Origin of the sequence: Mesorhizobium sp. BR1-1-16, from assembly GCF_020165495.1 — a bacterium.
GTDB lineage: Bacteria > Pseudomonadota > Alphaproteobacteria > Rhizobiales > Kaistiaceae > Kaistia.
The window spans coordinates 252,763-271,484 of sequence record NZ_JAIUIE010000005.1; the positions used below are offsets into that span (position 1 = coordinate 252,763).

The 18,722-nt window shown below is 65.8% G+C and carries 20 protein-coding genes; 6 read left to right on the forward strand and 14 right to left on the reverse strand.

What is annotated here, in order from left to right; translation table 11 throughout:
• Nucleotides 1-20: 20 nt before the first annotated feature.
• Nucleotides 21-437, forward strand: coding sequence for a DUF3830 family protein (locus tag LB518_RS13790; RefSeq protein WP_224578089.1), 417 nt, complete (start codon nucleotides 21-23; stop codon nucleotides 435-437).
• Between the two features lie 100 nt (nucleotides 438-537).
• Nucleotides 538-1,047: a heme-degrading domain-containing protein gene (locus tag LB518_RS13795; protein WP_224578090.1), complete on the forward strand. Its 510-nt coding sequence runs from the start codon at nucleotides 538-540 to the stop codon at nucleotides 1,045-1,047.
• Between the two features lie 26 nt (nucleotides 1,048-1,073).
• Here LB518_RS13795 and LB518_RS13800 read toward each other — a convergent pair whose 3' ends face one another.
• The 6 genes from LB518_RS13800 to LB518_RS13825 form a co-directional block, all read right to left on the reverse strand.
• Nucleotides 1,074-1,940, reverse strand: a complete 867-nt coding sequence (locus tag LB518_RS13800; protein WP_502845830.1) for an RNA polymerase factor sigma-32 — start codon at nucleotides 1,938-1,940, stop codon at nucleotides 1,074-1,076.
• A 202-nt stretch (nucleotides 1,941-2,142) separates the two neighbouring features.
• Nucleotides 2,143-2,742: a CarD family transcriptional regulator gene (locus LB518_RS13805; RefSeq protein ID WP_224578091.1), complete on the reverse strand. Its 600-nt coding sequence runs from the start codon at nucleotides 2,740-2,742 to the stop codon at nucleotides 2,143-2,145.
• 458 nt (nucleotides 2,743-3,200) lie between these two features.
• On the reverse strand, nucleotides 3,201-3,539 hold the full coding sequence (gene fdxA, locus LB518_RS13810) for a ferredoxin FdxA (RefSeq protein ID WP_224578092.1): 339 nt from the start codon (nucleotides 3,537-3,539) through the stop codon (nucleotides 3,201-3,203).
• A 115-nt stretch (nucleotides 3,540-3,654) separates the two neighbouring features.
• Nucleotides 3,655-4,053 carry an RNA-binding S4 domain-containing protein gene (locus LB518_RS13815; protein ID WP_224578093.1) on the reverse strand — a complete coding sequence of 133 codons (399 nt, stop codon included), beginning with the start codon at nucleotides 4,051-4,053 and terminating at the stop codon, nucleotides 3,655-3,657.
• 16 nt (nucleotides 4,054-4,069) lie between these two features.
• Nucleotides 4,070-7,402: a helicase-related protein gene (locus tag LB518_RS13820; RefSeq protein ID WP_224578094.1), complete on the reverse strand. Its 3,333-nt coding sequence runs from the start codon at nucleotides 7,400-7,402 to the stop codon at nucleotides 4,070-4,072.
• Nucleotides 7,403-7,880: 478 nt separating this feature from the next.
• Nucleotides 7,881-8,738 (reverse strand): DUF3108 domain-containing protein, encoded by an 858-nt coding sequence (locus LB518_RS13825; protein ID WP_224578095.1) that lies wholly within the window; start codon nucleotides 8,736-8,738, stop codon nucleotides 7,881-7,883.
• 275 nt (nucleotides 8,739-9,013) lie between these two features.
• Here LB518_RS13825 and rpmB point away from each other — a divergent pair, with 275 nt between their 5' ends.
• Nucleotides 9,014-9,316 (forward strand): 50S ribosomal protein L28, encoded by a 303-nt coding sequence (gene rpmB / locus LB518_RS13830; RefSeq protein WP_224578096.1) that lies wholly within the window; start codon nucleotides 9,014-9,016, stop codon nucleotides 9,314-9,316.
• Between the two features lie 65 nt (nucleotides 9,317-9,381).
• On the opposite strand, the gene LB518_RS13835 is transcribed toward rpmB, so the two are convergent.
• From LB518_RS13835 to LB518_RS13850, 4 genes are all read right to left on the reverse strand, one after another.
• A complete protein-coding gene (locus LB518_RS13835; RefSeq protein WP_224578097.1) occupies nucleotides 9,382-10,332 on the reverse strand; it encodes an esterase-like activity of phytase family protein in 951 nt (316 codons plus the stop codon).
• A gap of 80 nt (nucleotides 10,333-10,412) precedes the next feature.
• On the reverse strand, nucleotides 10,413-12,308 hold the full coding sequence (gene cobT, locus LB518_RS13840; protein WP_224578098.1) for a cobaltochelatase subunit CobT: 1,896 nt from the start codon (nucleotides 12,306-12,308) through the stop codon (nucleotides 10,413-10,415).
• Nucleotides 12,309-12,321: 13 nt separating this feature from the next.
• Nucleotides 12,322-13,308 (reverse strand): cobaltochelatase subunit CobS, encoded by a 987-nt coding sequence (gene cobS / locus LB518_RS13845; RefSeq protein ID WP_224578099.1) that lies wholly within the window; start codon nucleotides 13,306-13,308, stop codon nucleotides 12,322-12,324.
• Nucleotides 13,309-13,400: 92 nt separating this feature from the next.
• Nucleotides 13,401-14,018 carry a J domain-containing protein gene (locus LB518_RS13850; RefSeq protein WP_224578100.1) on the reverse strand — a complete coding sequence of 206 codons (618 nt, stop codon included), beginning with the start codon at nucleotides 14,016-14,018 and terminating at the stop codon, nucleotides 13,401-13,403.
• Between the two features lie 70 nt (nucleotides 14,019-14,088).
• On the opposite strand from LB518_RS13850, the gene LB518_RS13855 reads away from it, so the two are divergent.
• Nucleotides 14,089-14,352 (forward strand): BolA family protein, encoded by a 264-nt coding sequence (locus tag LB518_RS13855; RefSeq protein ID WP_224578101.1) that lies wholly within the window; start codon nucleotides 14,089-14,091, stop codon nucleotides 14,350-14,352.
• 4 nt (nucleotides 14,353-14,356) lie between these two features.
• Here the strand turns inward: LB518_RS13855 and LB518_RS13860 are convergent, their stop codons facing one another.
• Genes LB518_RS13860 through LB518_RS13870 form a run of 3 tightly spaced genes read right to left on the reverse strand, consistent with a single transcriptional unit; the run spans nucleotide 14,357 to nucleotide 16,792 of the window.
• Nucleotides 14,357-15,043, reverse strand: coding sequence for a Crp/Fnr family transcriptional regulator (locus LB518_RS13860; protein WP_224578102.1), 687 nt, complete (start codon nucleotides 15,041-15,043; stop codon nucleotides 14,357-14,359).
• Between the two features lie 13 nt (nucleotides 15,044-15,056).
• The gene (aroB, locus tag LB518_RS13865; RefSeq protein ID WP_224578103.1) at nucleotides 15,057-16,184 is read right to left on the reverse strand and encodes a 3-dehydroquinate synthase; all 1,128 of its coding nucleotides are present in this window, start codon (nucleotides 16,182-16,184) and stop codon (nucleotides 15,057-15,059) included.
• Nucleotides 16,181-16,792, reverse strand: a complete 612-nt coding sequence (locus LB518_RS13870; RefSeq protein ID WP_224578104.1) for a shikimate kinase — start codon at nucleotides 16,790-16,792, stop codon at nucleotides 16,181-16,183. Before LB518_RS13870 ends, aroB begins: the two co-directional genes overlap by 4 nt.
• Nucleotides 16,793-16,956: 164 nt before the next feature.
• Here LB518_RS13870 and LB518_RS13875 point away from each other — a divergent pair, with 164 nt between their 5' ends.
• Together LB518_RS13875 and xerD are read left to right on the forward strand one after the other, a co-directional pair.
• On the forward strand, nucleotides 16,957-17,103 hold the full coding sequence (locus LB518_RS13875) for a hypothetical protein (RefSeq protein WP_224578105.1): 147 nt from the start codon (nucleotides 16,957-16,959) through the stop codon (nucleotides 17,101-17,103).
• A gap of 2 nt (nucleotides 17,104-17,105) precedes the next feature.
• Nucleotides 17,106-18,074 carry a site-specific tyrosine recombinase XerD gene (xerD, locus tag LB518_RS13880; RefSeq protein ID WP_224578106.1) on the forward strand — a complete coding sequence of 323 codons (969 nt, stop codon included), beginning with the start codon at nucleotides 17,106-17,108 and terminating at the stop codon, nucleotides 18,072-18,074.
• A gap of 4 nt (nucleotides 18,075-18,078) precedes the next feature.
• On the opposite strand, the gene LB518_RS13885 is transcribed toward xerD, so the two are convergent.
• Nucleotides 18,079-18,714 carry an NrsF family protein gene (locus LB518_RS13885; protein ID WP_224578107.1) on the reverse strand — a complete coding sequence of 212 codons (636 nt, stop codon included), beginning with the start codon at nucleotides 18,712-18,714 and terminating at the stop codon, nucleotides 18,079-18,081.
• Nucleotides 18,715-18,722 lie beyond the last annotated feature (8 nt).

Here is an 18,722-nt window from a genome sequence, read left to right on the forward strand (position 1 = left end):
CAGAGGACAGTCGCAGTACCATGAGCAAAGTGAAGATCACCGCCGGCCCCTACACCTTCTTTGGTGAGTTCGAGGAAGAGGCCGCTCCGAAGACCGTTGCGGTGTTCAAGAAGCTGCTGCCTTATCGCGAGAAGATCATTCATGTTCGCTGGAGCGGCGAAGGCTGCTGGATCCCGCTCGGCGATCTCGATCTCGGGCTCGGCTATGAGAACCACACGTCCTACCCGGCGCCCGGCCAGTTCATCCTCTATCCGGGCGGAATCAGCGAGACCGAGATTCTGCTCGCCTATGGCGGCGTGCATTTCGCTTCGAAGCTCGGCCAGCTCGCCGGCAATCATTTCCTGACCATCACCGAGGGCAAGGAAAACCTGACCGCCCTCGGCAAGGCCACCCTCTGGAAGGGCGCGCAGGACATCCTGTTCGAAGCGGTCGACTGATCGGGCGCGGAAGGCTCGCGCGAACGCGCCAGTCTCGATAGCGGCGCCTTGGCCGATCGAAGGATCGTCCGAAGCGCCGATTCACCACGGGGAGGATGTCATGACCGATGATGCAACGCTGCTCGACGAATTGCTCGAGCAGGAGGAACGGCTCGTATTCGACCGCTTTGACAATGAAACCGCCATTCTGCTGGGCACGCGGATCCTTGAGCGTGCGCGCTCTGCCAAGCAGGCTGTTGTCGTCGACATCTCGCGCGGCGACCAGCGGCTGTTCTATGCCGCGCTCGCCGGAACCAGCCCCGACAATGAGTTCTGGGTTGCCGGCAAGATCGCGGTGGTTAAGCGCTTCGGCCATTCCTCGTTCTATGTCGGCCAGAAGGCCCGCATCCGCGGCGTCGATTTCGCCGACGCCTCGCTGGTCGACAAGCAGCAGTTCCGCGCCCATGGCGGATGCTTCCCGATTATCGTTGCCAATGTCGGCATTGTCGGCACGGCCACCGTATCCGGACTGCCGCAAGCCGAAGATCATGCGCTCGTCGTCGCTGTCATCGAAGAGGTGCTGGCCGAGATCGGGTCCGGCGAGGCGCGCACGGAGGTCTGGACAGCCTGAGCCATCCGCCCTCGCGCGGATTAGGCTCAGGCAAGGCTCATCGGATGCGGATGGTCGCGCAACAGGGCGGCCTTGACCTTCTCCATCGCCCGCCCCTCGATCTGCCGCACGCGCTCCTTGGAAATGCCGAGAGCAACGCCGAGCTCTTCCAGCGTCACCGTCTCCTCGCTCAGCCGGCGCGCCTTCAGGATGCGCGCCTCACGCGGCGACAACACGTCCATCGCCTGGCGCAGCCAGGCTGACCAACGTGCGCCATCGATCGCATCGCCGACGCGCTCGTCGGGCAGCGGTGTATCATCGACCAGGAAATCCTGGCGGTCCGATGCTGCCGACTCTCCATCGCCGACCGGCGCGTTGAGCGAGGCATCCGAGCCGGAGAGCCGCGCATCCATGACGGCGACATCGTCGGTGGAGACGCCGATCGCCAAGGCGATCTGCTGATAGATCTGGCGGCTGTTCCCGGTTTCCCCATTGCGCGCCAGCTTGGCGCGGAGCCGGCGCAGATTGAAGAACAGTGCCTTCTGAGTCGACGAGGTGCCGCCGCGCACGATCGACCAGTTGCGCAGCACGTAGTCCTGAATGGCCGCACGGATCCACCAGGTCGCATAGGTCGAGAAGCGAATTTCGCGTTCAGGCTCGAACCGCGCCGCCGCTTCAAGAAGGCCGACATTGCCCTCCTGGATCAGGTCGCTCATCGGCAATCCGAAATGCCGAAAGCGGGCAGCGAGAGCGATAACGAGCCGCATATGGGCCTGGGTGAGCTGATGCAGCGCCGCCTGGTCGTGCCCATCGCGCCAGAGCACTGCGAGGTCGTGCTCCTGCTCGCGCTCCAGATACGGAGCCTGCATGGCCGCCTTCACGAACTGGCGGCTCGAAAGTGTCGACATGGCCATTCGCTGGGGTTCCCGTTCTCACCACCCGCATTCACAAGGTGATACGGATGGCGGAGGCGAACGGTTGCGTCCGGCTTGCACACATCAGCGTGATCAAGCTCGTGGCCTTGCGAAAACAAGACGCCCGGCCAAAGGAGCCGGGCGCTTGGTCTGCTATTCAGCGATGTGGCCCGAAGACCGCGTCAATTCGGCGCAGCAGCGATCACGCCGCCTCGTCATGCGACTCGTCGCCATCATCCTCCGGCTCGGCCTCGGCAGTGGCCTCGTCGCCCTTGCCGCCACGGCGCGGGCTCTTGGCGAGGTTCTGCTCGATCTGGCGGACGGCCTCGGTCTCGGAAATCTCGCTGACGGCGGCGATCTCCCGCGACATCCGGTCGAGCGCTGCCTCATAGAGCTGGCGCTCCGAGTAGGACTGCTCGGGCTGGCTGTCGGAGCGGAAGAGATCGCGCACCACTTCGGAGATCGAGATCAGATCGCCCGAATTGATCTTCGCCTCATATTCCTGCGCCCGGCGGCTCCACATCGTGCGCTTGACGCGCGCGCGGCCGCGGATCGTCTCCAGCGCCTTCTTGACGGTGGCAGCATCGGAGAGCTTACGCATACCCACGGCCGTCGCCTTGGCGACCGGCACGCGCAGTTTCATCTTGTCCTTCTCGAATGAAATCACGAACAGCTCGAGCTTCATGCCGGCCACTTCCTGTTCCTCGAGACCGACGATCTCGCCGACGCCATGCGCCGGATAGACGATGCGTTCGCTCGTCTTGAAATCGGAACGAAGAGTGGTCTTCTTGATTGCGGCCATACTCGTGTAGACTCCTTGCGGTTACGGTCCCGGCTCGCCAAGCCAAAGGCCGGACATGACGCGCACAGCGCCAGATCCATCGCTCCTGCGTTCCGGGACGGTGCCAGTGCGCGCGAACACCCCGGCGGCGAACCACCCGGATTCGCCTTGCCAACTGTCAGTCGATGGAAAAAATCGTGTGGCGCGTCCAAAGGCCGAGGCTGCGCACGCTTTCAGGTCACGAATAAGCCCGCTGGCGTCGCTCATCGCTGCGCCAGAAGGCCATTGAACTACCGAAAGAGGGAGCTTACCAACAACCAAACACCAACCAGGTGCGGCGACGCCGTGGGTTTTTACCGACTGTGTTGGGTATATATCACAAAAAGCCGGAAAAACAAAGCGTTACAAAGCACGTCCTCGCGATCGCCCGTCTGAGGACGCGCGTCGGACCGCTTGTTGTCGGTTGGAAACGGGCCTGTTCAGTCGCCTTCGCCGGGCTTCGGCGAGAAATGCGTCTCGAACTTGCCGGCAACGCCGTCGAAGCTCGCGGCATCGGCCGGCGGCTCCTTGCGCAGCGTGATATTGGGCCACTTGTCGGCATATTCGGCGTTGATCTTGAGCCATTTGTCGAGGCCCGGCTCGGTATCCGGCTTGATCGCCTCTGCCGGGCATTCGGGCTCGCAGACGCCGCAGTCGATGCACTCGTCCGGATGGATGACGAGCATGTTGTCGCCTTCGTAGAAGCAGTCCACCGGGCAGACTTCGACGCAGTCGGTATATTTGCAGCGAATGCAGTTATCAGTCACGACATAGGGCACGGCAATCTCCTTGCCCGGGCGCGTCAGCCGCAGGCAGTGGCATGGGGTATCCGGTTTGCCGGGAGGGCGCAAGGATCGGAAAACCCGGCAAGCGGCCCCGCGGCGAAATGATCATTCAGTCATCGCCATCGTCCCGAAACACCGTTCCACCCAAGGCCGAGCCTGCGGAATGGAAGGCGTCAATGGCCCGTCTGTCACGCTTCGTGGGCCTTTCGCCGCCCGATGCGGGGCGGATCGGAGCAGGCGGCGTGACGTCCTCATAAAGCTTTTGCGCCTCCGGCGCAGGCCCCCGGCGAACGCCCGGCGCCAGCACCTTGAGCACCCTCACCTGCCGCTCCAACGCGACCGTGAGCACGTCGCCGACCCGGACCAGCCGGCTGGCGCTGTCGATCCGGTCGCGATTGACGCGGACGGCGCCCGACAGCACCAGCTTCTGTGCCGTCGTGCGCGTCTTGGCGAGGCGCGCGAACCACAGCCACTTGTCGATGCGCTGGGGGCCCGCCTCCTCGCTCATCGTCGCGCGGCCGCCGTCAGCTGCCGCGCTTCTTCGCCTCGAGATCGGCCTTCAGGGCGGCCAATGCGGCGAAGGGCGAATTCGGATCGATCGGCCGTTCGCGGCGCGGCTCCTCGCGGCGCGGCTGCGGCGCCCCGCCATGCTTGCGCTGGTCAGGACGGTCCTGATGACGACGATCGGGACGCTCGCCATCGGCATGCGCTGGGCGATCATGCGGACGGCCCGGCCGGTCAGGACGCGGGCCGCGCTCATCGCGGCGGCCCGGCTTGCCCTCGCCGCCCTGCGGCGGCCGGCTCTGGCCCGGACGATCCTGCTGCGGGCGGCCATGACGCCGGCCCTCATCACGGCGACCCTCGCGGGCTTCAGCCGGGGCAGCGTCCGCGCCTTCCTGCGGTGCACCGCGGTGGCGGCCGCTGCCACGACGTTCGCCCTGCTCGCGCGGCGGACGGCGATCAAAGCGGCCCGGCCGCCAGATCTCGATCATCTCGGGCTCGGCCGGCTCGGCCGATACCGCCGGTTCGGCAGCCGCGGCAGGCTCCGTAGCGGGCTCCGCCTCGGCAGCCACAGGTTCAGCAACCTCGTCGACAGCGACAGGCTCGGCGTCGGAAGCGGCCTCAAACGTCTCCGCTTCGCCGTCAGCCGCAACGTCATCCGATGTTGCCTCGGCGACTTCCACCTGAGGCTCAGGCGATGCCGCTTCAACAGCCTCGGGAGCCTCATCAGGAGCAACGGCCGTTTCCAGCGCAAGCGATGCCTCGGCCTCGGCGCCCGATGCCTCGCCCTCTGTGACCTCGGCAACGGCGTCCTCAGTCGCGGGCTCGGCAACAGCAACGACAGCGTCAGGCGTTTCAGCCGCGACAGGCGCAACCGGCTTCGGCGGGGCCGGACGACGATCGAGGCGGTAACCGAGCGATTTCAGCACGCCGGCGAAATCTTCGCCCGAGCAACCGAGCAGCGACATCATCGACACGGTCACGGTGAAACCGTTGCCATCGACCGCGCCTTCCGGCGGGACGAGATTGTCGGAGGTCGGCTTCCAGGCGATCAGCGGGCGAATGATGTCGGCCAGCCGCTCCAGGATATCGAGCCGCACGGCGCGATTGCCGGCGATGCGATAGCCGACGACGCGGTAAAGCTGTCGCGCAAAAGTCGGGTCGACGAGGATCGTCGTGCGGCCCGAAGCGGAGAGCTGCGGCAGCTCGGCGAGACCTGGCGTATCGAGACCCTGGTTCTTGAGCGCCCAGAGCAGCGCGTTGAGCGCGCTCGGCGCCGGCTTCAGCAGCGCCGGGACATAGACATGGTAGGCGCCGAACCGGACGCCGAGCTTCCTGAGCCCGGCACGCGATTCCTGATCGAGCGCCTTCAACTCGTCGGCAAGCTCCGAACGGTCGAGCACGCCCTGTCCCTCGACGAGGCGGAACGCGATGCCGCGCGCGGCCGCCGTCAGCTCGGCGCCGGCGAGAAGATCGAACAGCGGCTTCAGCAGCGTCTCGACATGGCTCTTCAGCCAGAGATCGACGCGATCCTGCACACGCTCGCGCGACGGGCCGGTAAGCCCGTCATCGGCAAGCAGCACGAGGCGCGGCTTCAGCGCGTCATCGGTGGAGACGATCTTGGCAACCGGCGCGCCGAGCCAGCGCAGCGTGCCATCGACCGAGAGCACCAGTTCGGGATTGGGCGCACGGCCGAGTTTCTCGGCCCGCCTTTCAAGTTCGCCGGCAAGGGCCTTGTGGGCCACCGCTGCAATCGCCTTGGCGTCCGGGCCGTCGGCCTTGGGATCGGGCGTGAAGCGGAAACCCTGCAGGCTGCCGACATGCTGTCCCTCGACCAGCACGTCGCCGGAGGTTGTGATTTCTGCTTCGAGCATCGCGTTTTCTCTTAGCCGCTTCATGAGAACGCTGGTGCGCCGATCGACGAAACGCTGGGTCAGCCTCTCGTGGAGCGCGTCGGAAAGACGATCCTCTATCGCGCGCGTGCGCTCCTGCCAATGGCGAGGATCACGAAGCCAGTTCGAACGGTTCGCCGCGAAGGTCCATGTTCGGATATGCGCGATGCGATTGGCAAGCGTATCGATGTCGCCATCCGTCCGGTCAGCGAACGCACATTGCCGGTCAAACCAGTCATCCGCAATAGCCCCGTCGCGTGCGACGAAGCGGAAGATCTCGCTGACAAGCTCGGCATGATTGGCCGGAGCAATGCGGCGATAATCGGGAATTTGGCATATATCCCAAAGGAGTTGCACCCGTTCGCGCGAAGTTGCGAGGTCCTTGACGTCGGCGTCGCGGCCGACGCGATCGAGCACAGTCACGTCGACCGAAGGCGGCGCCTTCGACAGCCCCTCAATGCCGGGCGCGCGATCGAGGCTTGCCCGCAGCGTCTCGAGCGAACGAAAATCGAGCGCACGGTTGCGCCATTGCAACGTCCGCACCGATTGAAAATGATGATTCTCCAGCGCCTCGACGAGATCGTCATCGAGCGGATCGACCTGTCCGGTGACGCCGAATGTGCCATCGCGGGTGTGCCGGCCGGCCCTTCCGGCGATCTGGCCGAACTCGGATGCGGTGAGTCGGCGATACTGATAGCCGTCGAATTTACGCTCCTGCGCAAAGGCGACATGGTCGACATCGAGATTGAGCCCCATGCCGATCGCATCGGTCGCCACCAGGAATTCGACGTCGCCGGACTGGAACAGCTCGACCTGCGCATTGCGCGTGCGCGGCGAGAGCGAACCGAGCACGACGGCGGCGCCGCCGCGCTGGCGGCGGATCAGCTCCGCCACCGCATAGACCTCGTCGGACGAGAACGCGACGATCGCTGAACGGCGCGGCAGCCGCGTGATCTTTTTCGAGCCGGCATAAGTCAGCATCGACATGCGCGGCCGCGTGACGATCGTGACGCCGGGCAGTAACTTCTCGATGATGCCGCGCATGGTCCCCGCGCCGAGCAGCAGCGTCTCGTCGCGTCCGCGGAGATTCAGGATGCGATCCGTGAAGACGTGACCGCGCTCCAGATCGCCGGCGAGCTGGATTTCGTCGATCGCCAGGAAAGACGCATCGGTCTGGGACGGAAGGGCTTCGACAGTACAGACGCGATAGCGGGGATGGGCCGGGATGATTTTCTCTTCGCCCGTGATCAGCGCCACCGCCTCGGTGCCGACACGCGCCGCGACGCGGCCATAGACCTCGCGCGCCAGGAGGCGCAGCGGCAGCCCGATGACACCACTCGAGTGAGCGAGCATCCGCTCGATGGCAAAATGCGTCTTGCCCGTATTGGTGGGCCCGAGCACGGCCGTCACGCCGCGACCGCCAGCTCCCGCGCCGGCACCGGGCGTTCTGTTCGAATCCGTCATCGCTTGGGCTGTCTCACCTCGGCGGATCTTGAAGGCCGGGACACCTTGTGCAAAGCGCGCCCAGATCGGAAACAGGAACGTCCTGCGAACAAAGCCGGCCCGAATCGCTGACTCGCGCGCTGTCCCGTTCTGTTCTTCTGACTATATGGTGTGCCGGCCCGCTCGATCCACCAGCGCGTTTCAGGAGAGGCCGAAAATCCGGTCGACACTGCAGGTTCGACGCTCGTTAATCAGGCCTGAACGTCGAAGCGACAATGGGAGGCGTCGGCCTTAACCTTTGCGCCGAACGGCGAACGGAGCATGGACGAATCGGATGGAACCCGGTGTTCGCCTTCCGTTTCACCCAGATATGGTGCCCGACCAGAGACCAGACACACCTGAAGCGTCGAAGCGGGCGGGGCCAATCAACAGGACGGCCCTGATCGTTATCATTTTCAGCAAATTGAGCGCATTTTTGTCCCGCTGTGAGACAGGCGCGTCAGTTGGCGGCAGCGGCCCGCTGGTCTCGACCGGTGCTGGCGAAGCGCGATGCATGGATGGTCAGCACGCCGGCCTCGGTGCCGATCTGCATGCGATAGGGCAGCATCAGGCCGATGTCCTCGGCCGGTGCCAGCCAGACTTCGAGATTCGTGTTGGCTTCCATGAACTTCACCTGCTCGCGGCTTGGCCGGTGGCCGGCAACCGGCACATAGCGCGCGCCGCAGACATAGACGGTGCCCGAATAAGAGCCGCCCTCGCCCTTCACCTCGGCCGTCGACTTGTAGAACAGGCGGATATCGAACCGCTGCCAGCCATCAAAGACCGGAATCGTGCGGTTGCAGGCGCGCGCCATGTCGCCCTTGTAGAGCGGGGCGATCATCGCCGACAGCGGGTCGACGATCTTGTGCTTGTGCTGCGGCAGCAAGGGCACGCGATCGGCCTTGATCGGCAACGGCGGCAACGCCGCGACGGAGACGATCGTGCCGGAGCGCATGCGCATGTCGACGACGCTCGAGGTCTGGCCGCTTTCCGTGGTGTCGAGATAATAGTCCTTCGGCAGAACCGTGGCGCCGGCGATCTGGCCGCTGCTCTTCAGAAGGCCTGTCCCGTCCGAAACGAGGCGGCTGAGGCCGCTGGTCGTACCGCGGATCGTCATCGTATAGGTGCTGCGCTCGACAATGGCGTCCAGCTTGAAGCGGCCGATGGTGATGCCGTTGAGGCCCATCGTGTAGCTGGCCTCGACCTGACCGCTGCGCACGACCGCCGTCGGCGCGCGCGCTGCCGCGGGGAAGCTGCCGATCATCGCGACCAGCACCAGCGCCGGCCGCAGCATCTTGACCATACGGCTCGGGATCATGGCTCACTCCTCATCCGGACCGCGCGGGCACATCGCGGCCGTTTCCTGCTCTCATGATTTCATTAACCATGATGCGGCTCGTTTCTGACTAAAGTGTTAGCTTCAGGCGCGACATCGTCATTTTGCAGCCTGCATCGCCCTCAGGTGAGGCGCCGCAGCGAGGCTGTGCTTGACGTGTCGGGCTGCGGTGACTATGAGAAGCGCCACTTATCCAGAATATGGGCCGTGATGACTGCCGAGGCCGGCGCGCGCGGCGGAAGAGAAGGATCTTTGTTATGTCCCGTGTCTGCGAATTGACCGGCAAGGCGGTGATGACCGGCAATACCGTCAGCCATGCCAACAACAAGAGCCGTCGCCGCTATCTGCCGAACCTCGTCAACGTGACGCTGATCAGCGACGCGCTCGGCCAGAGCTTCAAGCTGCGCGTCAGCGCCTATGGCCTGCGTTCGGTCGAGCATCGCGGCGGTCTCGACGCCTTCCTCGCCAAGGCTGATGCCAGCGAGCTTTCGGCGAAGGCGCAGCTCCTGAAGCGCCAGATCGCCAAGAAGTCGGCCGCGACGGAAGCAGCCGCCGCCTGATCGCCAGGCGACCCGGAATATCGAACAGGCCGCCTCCGGGCGGCCTTTTCATTTCTTGAGAGGCGTCACTCGGCCGCGACAACCGCCGGGTCGATCCACACGAATTCAAGCAGCAACGTCCGCTGGAAAGCGTTGAGGTTGTTGTCGGACACGATCGTCACGCGCGTCCTGCCGTCCGGATCGGTGGAAACAGCCAGGCCTTCCATATTGTCGATCTGCTCGGACATGGCGGCCTCGAGCGCCACCGGCCCGTCCAGCACCGCGCCAGGGCGGATCGCGTCGCCCGGGATGCGGCGCAGCCGCATATTGACGCCCACGGGCAACGCCGTGACCTTCCGCTCCAGGAGCAGCAGGTCGCCATTTCGCATGAAGGCGCCGTCGGTGACGTCGTAGTCGTCGCTGCGAACGATCGAGAAGGCGCCGGCAAGTTTGCCGCGCACGACAAAGGCGCGATGATTGCCATCGGCATCGAGCGAGCGCTCGGACACCAGCACCGGAATGCCGGCAAGCGGGCTGCCTGGCGGCCCCACCGCCACCGTCTCCAGCCCCTGATTGGCGACAAAGCCGCGCGCGGCGCGCGGCATCGGCACGATCTCGGCCCGCGCGGACGCTGGATCAGCGGTGAAGACGTAGAATCTCAGATCGTTGCTCTGCTCGAAGGTCACATAGGCGCCGCGGCCGGAGGGCGCGAACCGCACCGATTCGGCATCCGCGCGGCTACGACGCAGCAGCGGGCGGCCGCGCGGATCGCGCATCGTCCCCCACGCCGTACTCTCGACACCCGTCAAGCGGCCGGCGTCGCGCCTCAGGCGCCCGGAAAACCACTGGCCGAGGTCGGAGACGGCGAGGAAATCCATCCCATTGGGGCGGAGGTCAAAGCCCGAAAGTCCGCCGAAGCGTTTCATTGGCGAGGACAGGACGAGCCCGCCGCGAAATTCGAACTCGCCGAACCGCGTTTCCGAACCAAATCGCCCGAAAGCGTCGATCGGCTCGGCGTGAACCTCTATCGGCGCCATCCCGGCCTGCGGCCGGCTCGCCGCATCGGCGGGGGCGAGAGGCAATAGCGCCGCGAGAACAAGCCAAGCAAGCCTGTGCCTCACCCGGCACGCCTCCGCCGTTGCTGGGGCGCAGCAGCCACCGCCTTTTCGTCGAACAGTTCGGCAAGCTTCTCGGTCATCGCGCCAGCCAGTTCCTCAGCGTCGACGATGGTGACCGCGCGCTTGTAATAGCGCGTCACGTCATGGCCAATGCCGATGGCGATCAGCTCGACCGGCGAGCGGTTTTCGATCTCATCGATGACGAAGCGCAAATGCCGTTCGAGATAGTTGCCGGTGTTGACCGAAAGCGTCGAGTCGTCGACCGGCGCACCATCCGAAATCATCATCAGGATCTTGCGCTGTTCGGTGCGCACCAAGAGGCGCTGATGCGCCCAGTCGAGCGCCTCGCCGTCGATGTTCTCCTTGAGCAGACCTTCGCGCATCATCAGGCCAAGATTGCGCCGCGCGCGCCGCCAGGGCGCATCGGCCGCCTTGTAGATGATGTGGCGGAGATCATTGAGCCGCCCCGGCGCTGCCGGCTTGCCGGCCTGCAGCCAGGCCTCACGCGACTGTCCGCCCTTCCAGGCGCGGGTCGTGAAGCCGAGAATCTCGACCTTGACGCCGCAGCGTTCCAGCGTCCGCGCCAGAATATCGGCGCAGGTGGCTGCGACCGTGATCGGCCGGCCGCGCATTGAGCCGGAATTATCGATCAGCAACGTCACAACGGTGTCGCGGAAATCGGTATCCTTCTCGATCTTGAAGGACAGCGGCTGCATCGGATCGGTCACGACACGGTGGAGCCGCGCGGGATCGAGGATGCCTTCCTCGCGGTCGAAATCCCAGGAGCGGTTCTGCTGCGCCATCAGCCGGCGCTGCAGGCGGTTGGCGAGCCTTCCGACCGCGCCCTGCAGATTGGCGAGCTGCTTGTCGAGAAAACCGCGCAGCCGGTCGAGCTCGGCGGAATCGCAAAGATCCTCGGCCTTGATCGTCTCGTCGAAGCGGACCGTGAACGCCTTGTAGTCGGTGGTCGGCGTGGCGCGCAGCTGTGGCGGCTCGGGCCGGCGTTCCTCGCCGGCATCGCGCGCGTCCTCGCTCTCGTCGCCCTCGCTTTCTTCCTCGGCGCCGGTCTCGGTCGTTTCGGTCTCGCCGGAGTCGGCTTCCTCGCCGCTCGCCTCGGAATCCTCCGAAGCCTCGCTCTCAGCCTGGTCCGACTGATCGGAGCCGCTCTCCTGCTCGGCCCCCGAATCCTCGGACGCCTCACCATTCTCGTCATTGTCGTCGTCGTCGCCCTCGCCGAGCTCGTCGCCCATTTCGAGCGAGGCGAGCAGCGAGCGGACCGCGGAAGCGAAGCGGCGCTGGTCGCCGACGGTCGTCTCCAGACGGGCAAAGCCGTCACCAGCCTTGTCCTCGATCCATTCGCGCCAGAGATCGACGATCCTGCGGCTCGATTCGGGCGGCGCCAGTCCGGTCAGCTTCTCACGGACGAGCAGCGACACCGCATCCTCAAGCGGCGCTTCGGCGCGCTCGGTGATGTCCTGGAAATTGCCGCGGTGATAGCGGTCCTCCAGCATCGCGGCGAGATTGCCGGCAACGCCATCCATGCGCCGGGCACCGATCGCCTCGACACGCGCCTGCTCGACCGCATCGAACACCGCGCGGGCATTCTTGCCCTCGGGCGCGACGGAGCGGTGCAGCGCCTGGTCATGGCAGGCAAGGCGCAGCGCCATCGAATCGCCGAGACCGCGCGTCACCGCGATTTCCTGCGCGGTCGGCTTGCGGCCGGGCTCGGGCAGGCGTGCCCGAAGGCCCGTCAGCACCGGCCGGTCGTTGGAGAAGGTGACTTCGAGATCGGCCTTGCCGGAAATCGCGCGCACGCAGCCGGCAACCGCGCGCTTCAGCGGCTCGATCGCCGCTTCGCCCGGCTTTGGCTTCGGATCGCTGTTGGAGCCGCTCATTGCGCGCGCCGCTTCAGGACAGGACGACGTTGGCCGCCGACTCGGTCAGTTCCTCGCCAAAGGCACGCTGGTAGAACTCGGCCACCAGCGAGCGCTCGAGCTCGTCGCATTTGTTGAGGAACGTGACACGGAAGGCGAAGGCGATATCGCCGAAGATCTCGGCATTCTCGGCCCAGGTGATGACCGTACGCGGGCTCATCACCGTGGAGAGATCGCCATTGACGAAGGCGGAACGGGTCATGTCGGCGAGGCGCACCATGCGACCGACCAGCGCCCGGCCCTTCGCATCGGCGAAATGCTTGGCCTTCGAGAGGACGATTCCGACCTCGTTGTCATGCGGCAGGTAGTTCAGCGTCGTGACGATCGACCACCGATCCATCTGGGCCTGGTTGATCTGCTGCGTGCCGTGATAGAGGCCGGACGTATCGCCGAGGCCGACCGTGTTGGCGGTGGCGAACAGGCGGAAGGCCGGATGCGGGCGGATGACGCGGTTCTGGTCGAGCAGTGTCAGGCGGCCCGAGGATTCGAGCACGCGCTGGATGACGAACATCACGTCGGGACGGCCGGCGTCATATTCGTCGAACACGAGCGCGACATTGTGCTGGTACGCCCAGGGCAGGATGCCGTCGCGAAACTCTGTGACCTGCAGGCCATCCTTGATGACGATCGCGTCCTTGCCGATCAGGTCGATACGGCTGATATGGCTGTCGAGATTGACGCGGATGCACGGCCAGTTGAGGCGCGCGGCAACCTGCTCGATATGCGTCGATTTGCCCGTGCCGTGATAGCCGGTCACCATCACGCGGCGGTTGCGCGCGAAGCCCGCGAGGATCGCCAGCGTGGTAACGCGGTCGAACAGGTAGTCCGGATCAGCATCCGGCACATGCTCGTTCGGAGCCGAATAGGCGGGAACGATGAGGTCGCTCTCGAAGCCGAACGTTTCCTTGACCGAAACCTCGGTGTCCGGAAGGGCCGTGCGGTCGCTCGTGGTATCAGTCATGTTGGCTCCGTCGCGTCCAAGGGACGCTTTCGGTCGGTTTCGCGTCGGAAGGGACCGGGATTGAAGATGGCCGGGAGAGGCCGTTTTTCGTTCTAGCAGAAGCCGGCGGCCTTGAGGAAGTTGTAAGCCTGGATGATTTCGCGAAGTCGGTCTTCCGAGCCGCGATCGCCGCCATTGGCATCGGGGTGATAGAGCTTCACCAATTGCTTGTACCGCGACTTGATCGCCTCGCCTGCTTCGCCGCCTTCGAGATCGAGCGTGTCGAACGCCTTGCGCTCCAGCGTCTTCAGATGCCGCTTCGGCGCTTCCTCTGGCGGCGGCTTGAAGCCGCGCTCGAACATGTCGAACGGATCGCGGATGCCGCCGGTCCAGTCCTTGGCCGCCGTGCGGCGGACATCCTCGCGCTTCTCGCCGGCGCTGTTGACGCCCATGGTCCAGGTCGGCCGGTGCCCGGTCAGCGAATCCTTCTGGTAGGCAGCGATTGCGTCGTCGCCCATGCCGGAAAAGTAGTTGTAGGACTTGTTGTACTGGCGGACGTGATCGATGCAGAAGTGGTGATACTCGCCCTCGCGATTGCGCCCCTTCGGTGCCTTGTGCGTGCCCGGCCGGTCGCAACCCGCCCAGCTGCACTGGATGGTCGACTCCTTCAGCATCGCGTCGCCATCCGGCTTGATGCGGATGCGGTCGAAGATTTTTGAATCGAGCTTCATCGGCTGATTATGCTAGCCACCCATCGCCCGAACAAGGCGATGTTTCGGCACGGGGTGAATGGAGAGAACGATGGATACCAGGGACCGGATCACCAAGGTGCTTGCGGAAGCCCTGCAGCCGGCACGTCTAGATGTGATCGACGAGTCGCATTTGCACAAGGGCCATCATGGCGCACGGCCGGGCGGAGAGACGCATTACCGCGTCCGGATCGCCGCCGCAGCCTTCCGCGGCAAGAGCCGGATCGAGATGCACCGGACCATCAATAGCCTCCTGGCGGACGAGTTGGCGGCCGGCGTGCATGCGCTCGCCATCGAAGCCGCAGCAGCAGACTGAACGTCTAGGCGCGCGCCCTGACGCGGCTGGTGGCAAGCAGCTTCTTCGCCAGCGCCCGGCCCATCGCGTGGTAGATGCCGGCAGCGATGCGCGGATCGCTCTCGCCGGCGAGGCGCAGCTGCTCGGTGTCGAGCGCGATCACCTGGAGAGGTCCGGCTGCGCGGATCGTCGCAGTTGATGGCGCGTCGGCAAGGAAGGCAACCTCGCCGACGAAGGCCCCGCGGCCGAGCCGGGCCGCGACTACGCCGCCGACCTCCACCTGCGCCTTGCCCGTCGCGACGAGATAGATCGCATTGACGGCATCGCCCGCGCCGATCAGCACGGCGCCATCGTCGAGATCGACGAGTTCACCGAATTCGACCAGCCGCGCCAGCTCCTCGTCGTCGAGATCGGCGAGACTGTCGCGCAGCAGCGCGCCGCCGGTTGCCGCGTCGACCACCCGCCGCGCGGCGAGCAGCGCCTTGAGACGATAGAGGTTGATCAGGATGAAAAGGCCCATCCAGGCGATGCCGGTATAGAGCGGCATCGGCGACAGCGCGAAATAGACAATTAGGAAGGCGAAGGAGAGGATCAGGAAGACGCGCAGCCAGAGGATGTTCGTCAGGAACAGCGACACGGCCATCAGCAGGAAGCCGATATGGCCGGGTATATCGATCCGGTTGCCGAAGAAAAGGCTCAGGATGTCGAGCATCGCCGCCTCCCGCTCACAGGCTGTCGGCGAGGAAATCCCGCACGGCGGCCGGTGGCACGTCCTTCGCGATGAAGGCCTTGCCGACGCCATGCGTCAGAATGAAGGTCAGCGTGCCGCGTGAAACCTTCTTGTCCTGCGCGATCAGCGCCATCAAACCATCGGCATCGGGCAGCGCGCCATCGATCTGTTGAAGCTCGGTCGGCAGTCCGACATCGGCGAGATGCGCCGTGACGCGGGCCGCCTCATCGGGCGAAGCAAGGTTCATCCGCGCCGAGAAGCGATGCGCCAGCACCATGCCGATCGCGACGCCCTCGCCATGGACGAGGCGCTGCGAATAGCCGGTCGCGGCCTCCAGCGCATGGCCGAATGTGTGGCCGAGATTGAGCAAGGCCCGCTCGCCGGTCTCGTGTTCGTCGGCGGCGACGACGCGCGCCTTGGCCCGGCAGCTCGTCGCCACCGCCTGCTCGCGCTCAGGGCCGCCTGAAAAGACACCGCGCCAGTTCGCCTCCAGCCATTCAAAGAAGCCGGCATCGTTGATGAGCCCGTATTTCGCCACCTCGGCATAGCCGGCGCGCAGTTCACGCAGCGGCAGGGTATCCAGCACCGCGGTGTCGGCGATGACGAGGCTCGGCTGATGGAAGGCGCCGACCAGATTCTTCCCCTCCGGCGTATTGATGCCTGTCTTGCCGCCGACCGAGCTGTCGACCTGCGCCAGCAGCGAGGTCGGAAGCTGCACGAAGCGCATGCCGCGGCGCACGATCGACGCCGCGAAGCCGGCCAGGTCGCCCACGACACCGCCCCCAAGCGCGATCACGATGTCGCCGCGCTCCAGACGCGCGGCGAGCACCGCGCGGACGACATGTTCGAGATTGGCGAAATTCTTCGTGCCCTCGCCCGGCGCGACGTCGACCGCGACCGAGCCGATGCCGGCCGCCTCGAGCGACTTGGCGAGATCGGCGCTGTAAAGCGCACCGACATTCGCGTCGCTAACGATAGCAGCCCGGACGCCGGGCATCAGTCGCCCGATTTCAGCACCGGCAGAGGAGATGAGGCCGCGGCCGATGAGGATGTCATAGGAGCGGTCGCCGAGCGCAACGCCGACGCGGATGGGTTCGGCGAGCGCTGGGGAGGATCGGGTCACGTCGGGGGCCTTTCGTCGGGAGAGCCGGCTGCCAGGAAGCTGGCGAGCGCCGTCAGGGTCTCCTCGGCAACGATTTCATGCGGCACGTCACGGGAGACGACATGGATGTCGGCCGTCGCATAGACGGGATAGCGCTCTTCCATCAGCCGTCGCATCGTCGCCTCGGGATCCTCGGTGTGGAGCAGCGGCCGGTTCGAGCGCTTGCGCACGCGCGCCATCAGGATATCGAGCTCGGCGCGCAGCCAGATCGAGACGCCGTCGGCTGCAATCGCAGCTCGGGTCTCCGCGCTCATGAACGCCCCGCCGCCCGTCGCCAGAACTTTCGGTCGCCTGTCGAGCAGTCGGCGGATGACCCGCCGCTCGCCATCACGAAAATAGGCCTCGCCATGCTTGGCAAAGATCTCGGGAATGGTGGCAGCAGCGGCCTTTTCGATCTCGGCATCCGCGTCGACGAAAGGCAGTTGCAGCCGCGTGGCGAGGCGCTTGCCCACCGAGGTCTTGCCGGCGCCCATCAGGCCGACGAGCACGATCGCTCGTCCGCCAAGCTGTTCAACCAGCCCGGCGGCCGATCTGGCCGCTTCCTCGCCTCGTAGCGCGTCCTGTTGCATCCTCGCCCGCCGCATCCGCCGAATACGGACCAAAGAGGTAGAGCCGCAGCAGGCGCAAGCTGTCAAGCGAGGCTGCGTGTCGGCGCCGTGGTGCTTGCCAGCGGCGCGGAGCGTGCCATAAGCAGGAGACCTGAACGAAAACCTCGCGCCGGAACCGGGCTCGCATGCCGACGCTGTCGCGTTTCATCATGGTCCTGATCGCGCTCGGCCTCGCGGCGTTCGGCGCCGTTTACGCGCTGGCGACGTTCGTCGAGCCGACACCGCGGGAGATTACGATCCGCATCCCGACCGACAAGCTGCTGAAGGACTGACGATGGACCGCGAATCAGCAGCGCCGCCAGCCTTCCTGAGCGATCTCGAATCGTTTCTGGAAATGATGAGTGCCGAGCGCGGCGCCTCTCCCAATACGCTCTCGTCCTATCGCCGCGACGTCGAAGACTATGCCGGCTTCCTCGCGCGTCGAAAGTCCAACATCCGCAGCGCCGACGCCGCCGCGTTACGCGCCTATCTGGCCGAGCTGGAAGCGCGCGGCTACGCCGCTTCGTCGGCGGCGCGGCGCCTTTCGGCCATCCGCCAGCTGCATCGGTTCCTGTTTGCGGAAGGCATTCGCAAGGACGACCCCTCGGGCATCATCGCCGGCCCGAAACGCAAGCCCGCATTGCCCAAGATCATGTCGGAAGCCGAGGTGGACCGGCTGCTCGAGACCGCTGAGGCTGCCGTCGGCCAGGCTGAAACCCCATCCGCAGCGCTGCGGGCGGCTCGCCTCGTCGCCCTGCTGGAAACGCTCTATGCCTCGGGCCTGCGTGTTTCCGAGCTCGTCGCGCTGCCAGCGTCCGCCGCCCGGCCCGATCTCCGCATGCTGATGGTGCGCGGCAAGGGCGGCAAGGAGCGTGTCGTGCCCCTGACGGCGCGGGCGCGGGAGGCGATCGCCCGTTTCATGGCGCTGCGACGCGCCGCAGAGGGTGACCGGCCCGCCGGCCTCTGGCTATTTCCGGCGATCAGCGAAAGCGGCACCCTTACGCGGCAGGCTTTCGCGCGCGAGATGAAGGAACTCGCCAGCGCCGCCGGCATCAAGCCGGAGCGTATCTCGCCGCATGTGCTGCGGCATGCCTTCGCCAGCCATCTGCTGCAGAACGGCGCAGACCTGCGCATTGTCCAGCAGCTGCTCGGCCATGCCGACATCTCGACGACGCAGATCTATACCCATGTGCTCGAGGAGCGGCTGCGCAGCCTCGTGGCCGACCACCATCCGCTGGCGCGCACCGGCGAAGTCGACGCGTAGCGGTCTACCAGGCGAGGACGCGGCGGCCGATCAGCGCGCCGGCGGCCGTCAGCGCAGCGATGCCGATGCCATACCAGGTGAGCACGAAAAGCGGCGAATCGTCCGTGCAGTGAAACGCATAGAGCGCCGCGCCGAGGCCGCCCGCAGCGAGCCCTGCACAGGCGCCGGCCAGACCAGGTCGCGTCGGCGCGCCCTTGCGCATCGCCAGGAGCAGCGCTGCCAGGATCGGCGCGCCCATCAGCGGCACGAAGACCACGCAGTAGCGCGCATAGTGGCCGACCAGGCCGGGCATCCAGGTCTCAGGCGGTGTGAGGCCGAGCACGGCGGCGATGCCGAGCGCCAGCACCCCGCAGGGAACCAGAAAGCCGATGGCCACCGGTCCCGACCTGACGCCGGGCCGGACGAGCCGCGAGACGACGAGGAGCGCCGCGACGGCAAGACTGAGCGTCACCGCGAATTTGAGCGGCAACCAGGGCGTCGCCAACATCGGCAGGAAATCCGGCCTGATGCGCAGCATCAAGGAAAACAACAGGACGGCAACGGCGAGCCCAGCCGGGAGCAGCAGCGCGACGGCCCAGCCGGGGCTCGTCTCGCGCTTGTCGTCGGCGGCAAGGCCGCGAATGAGATCGTCCGTCCTCATGTCCTCGT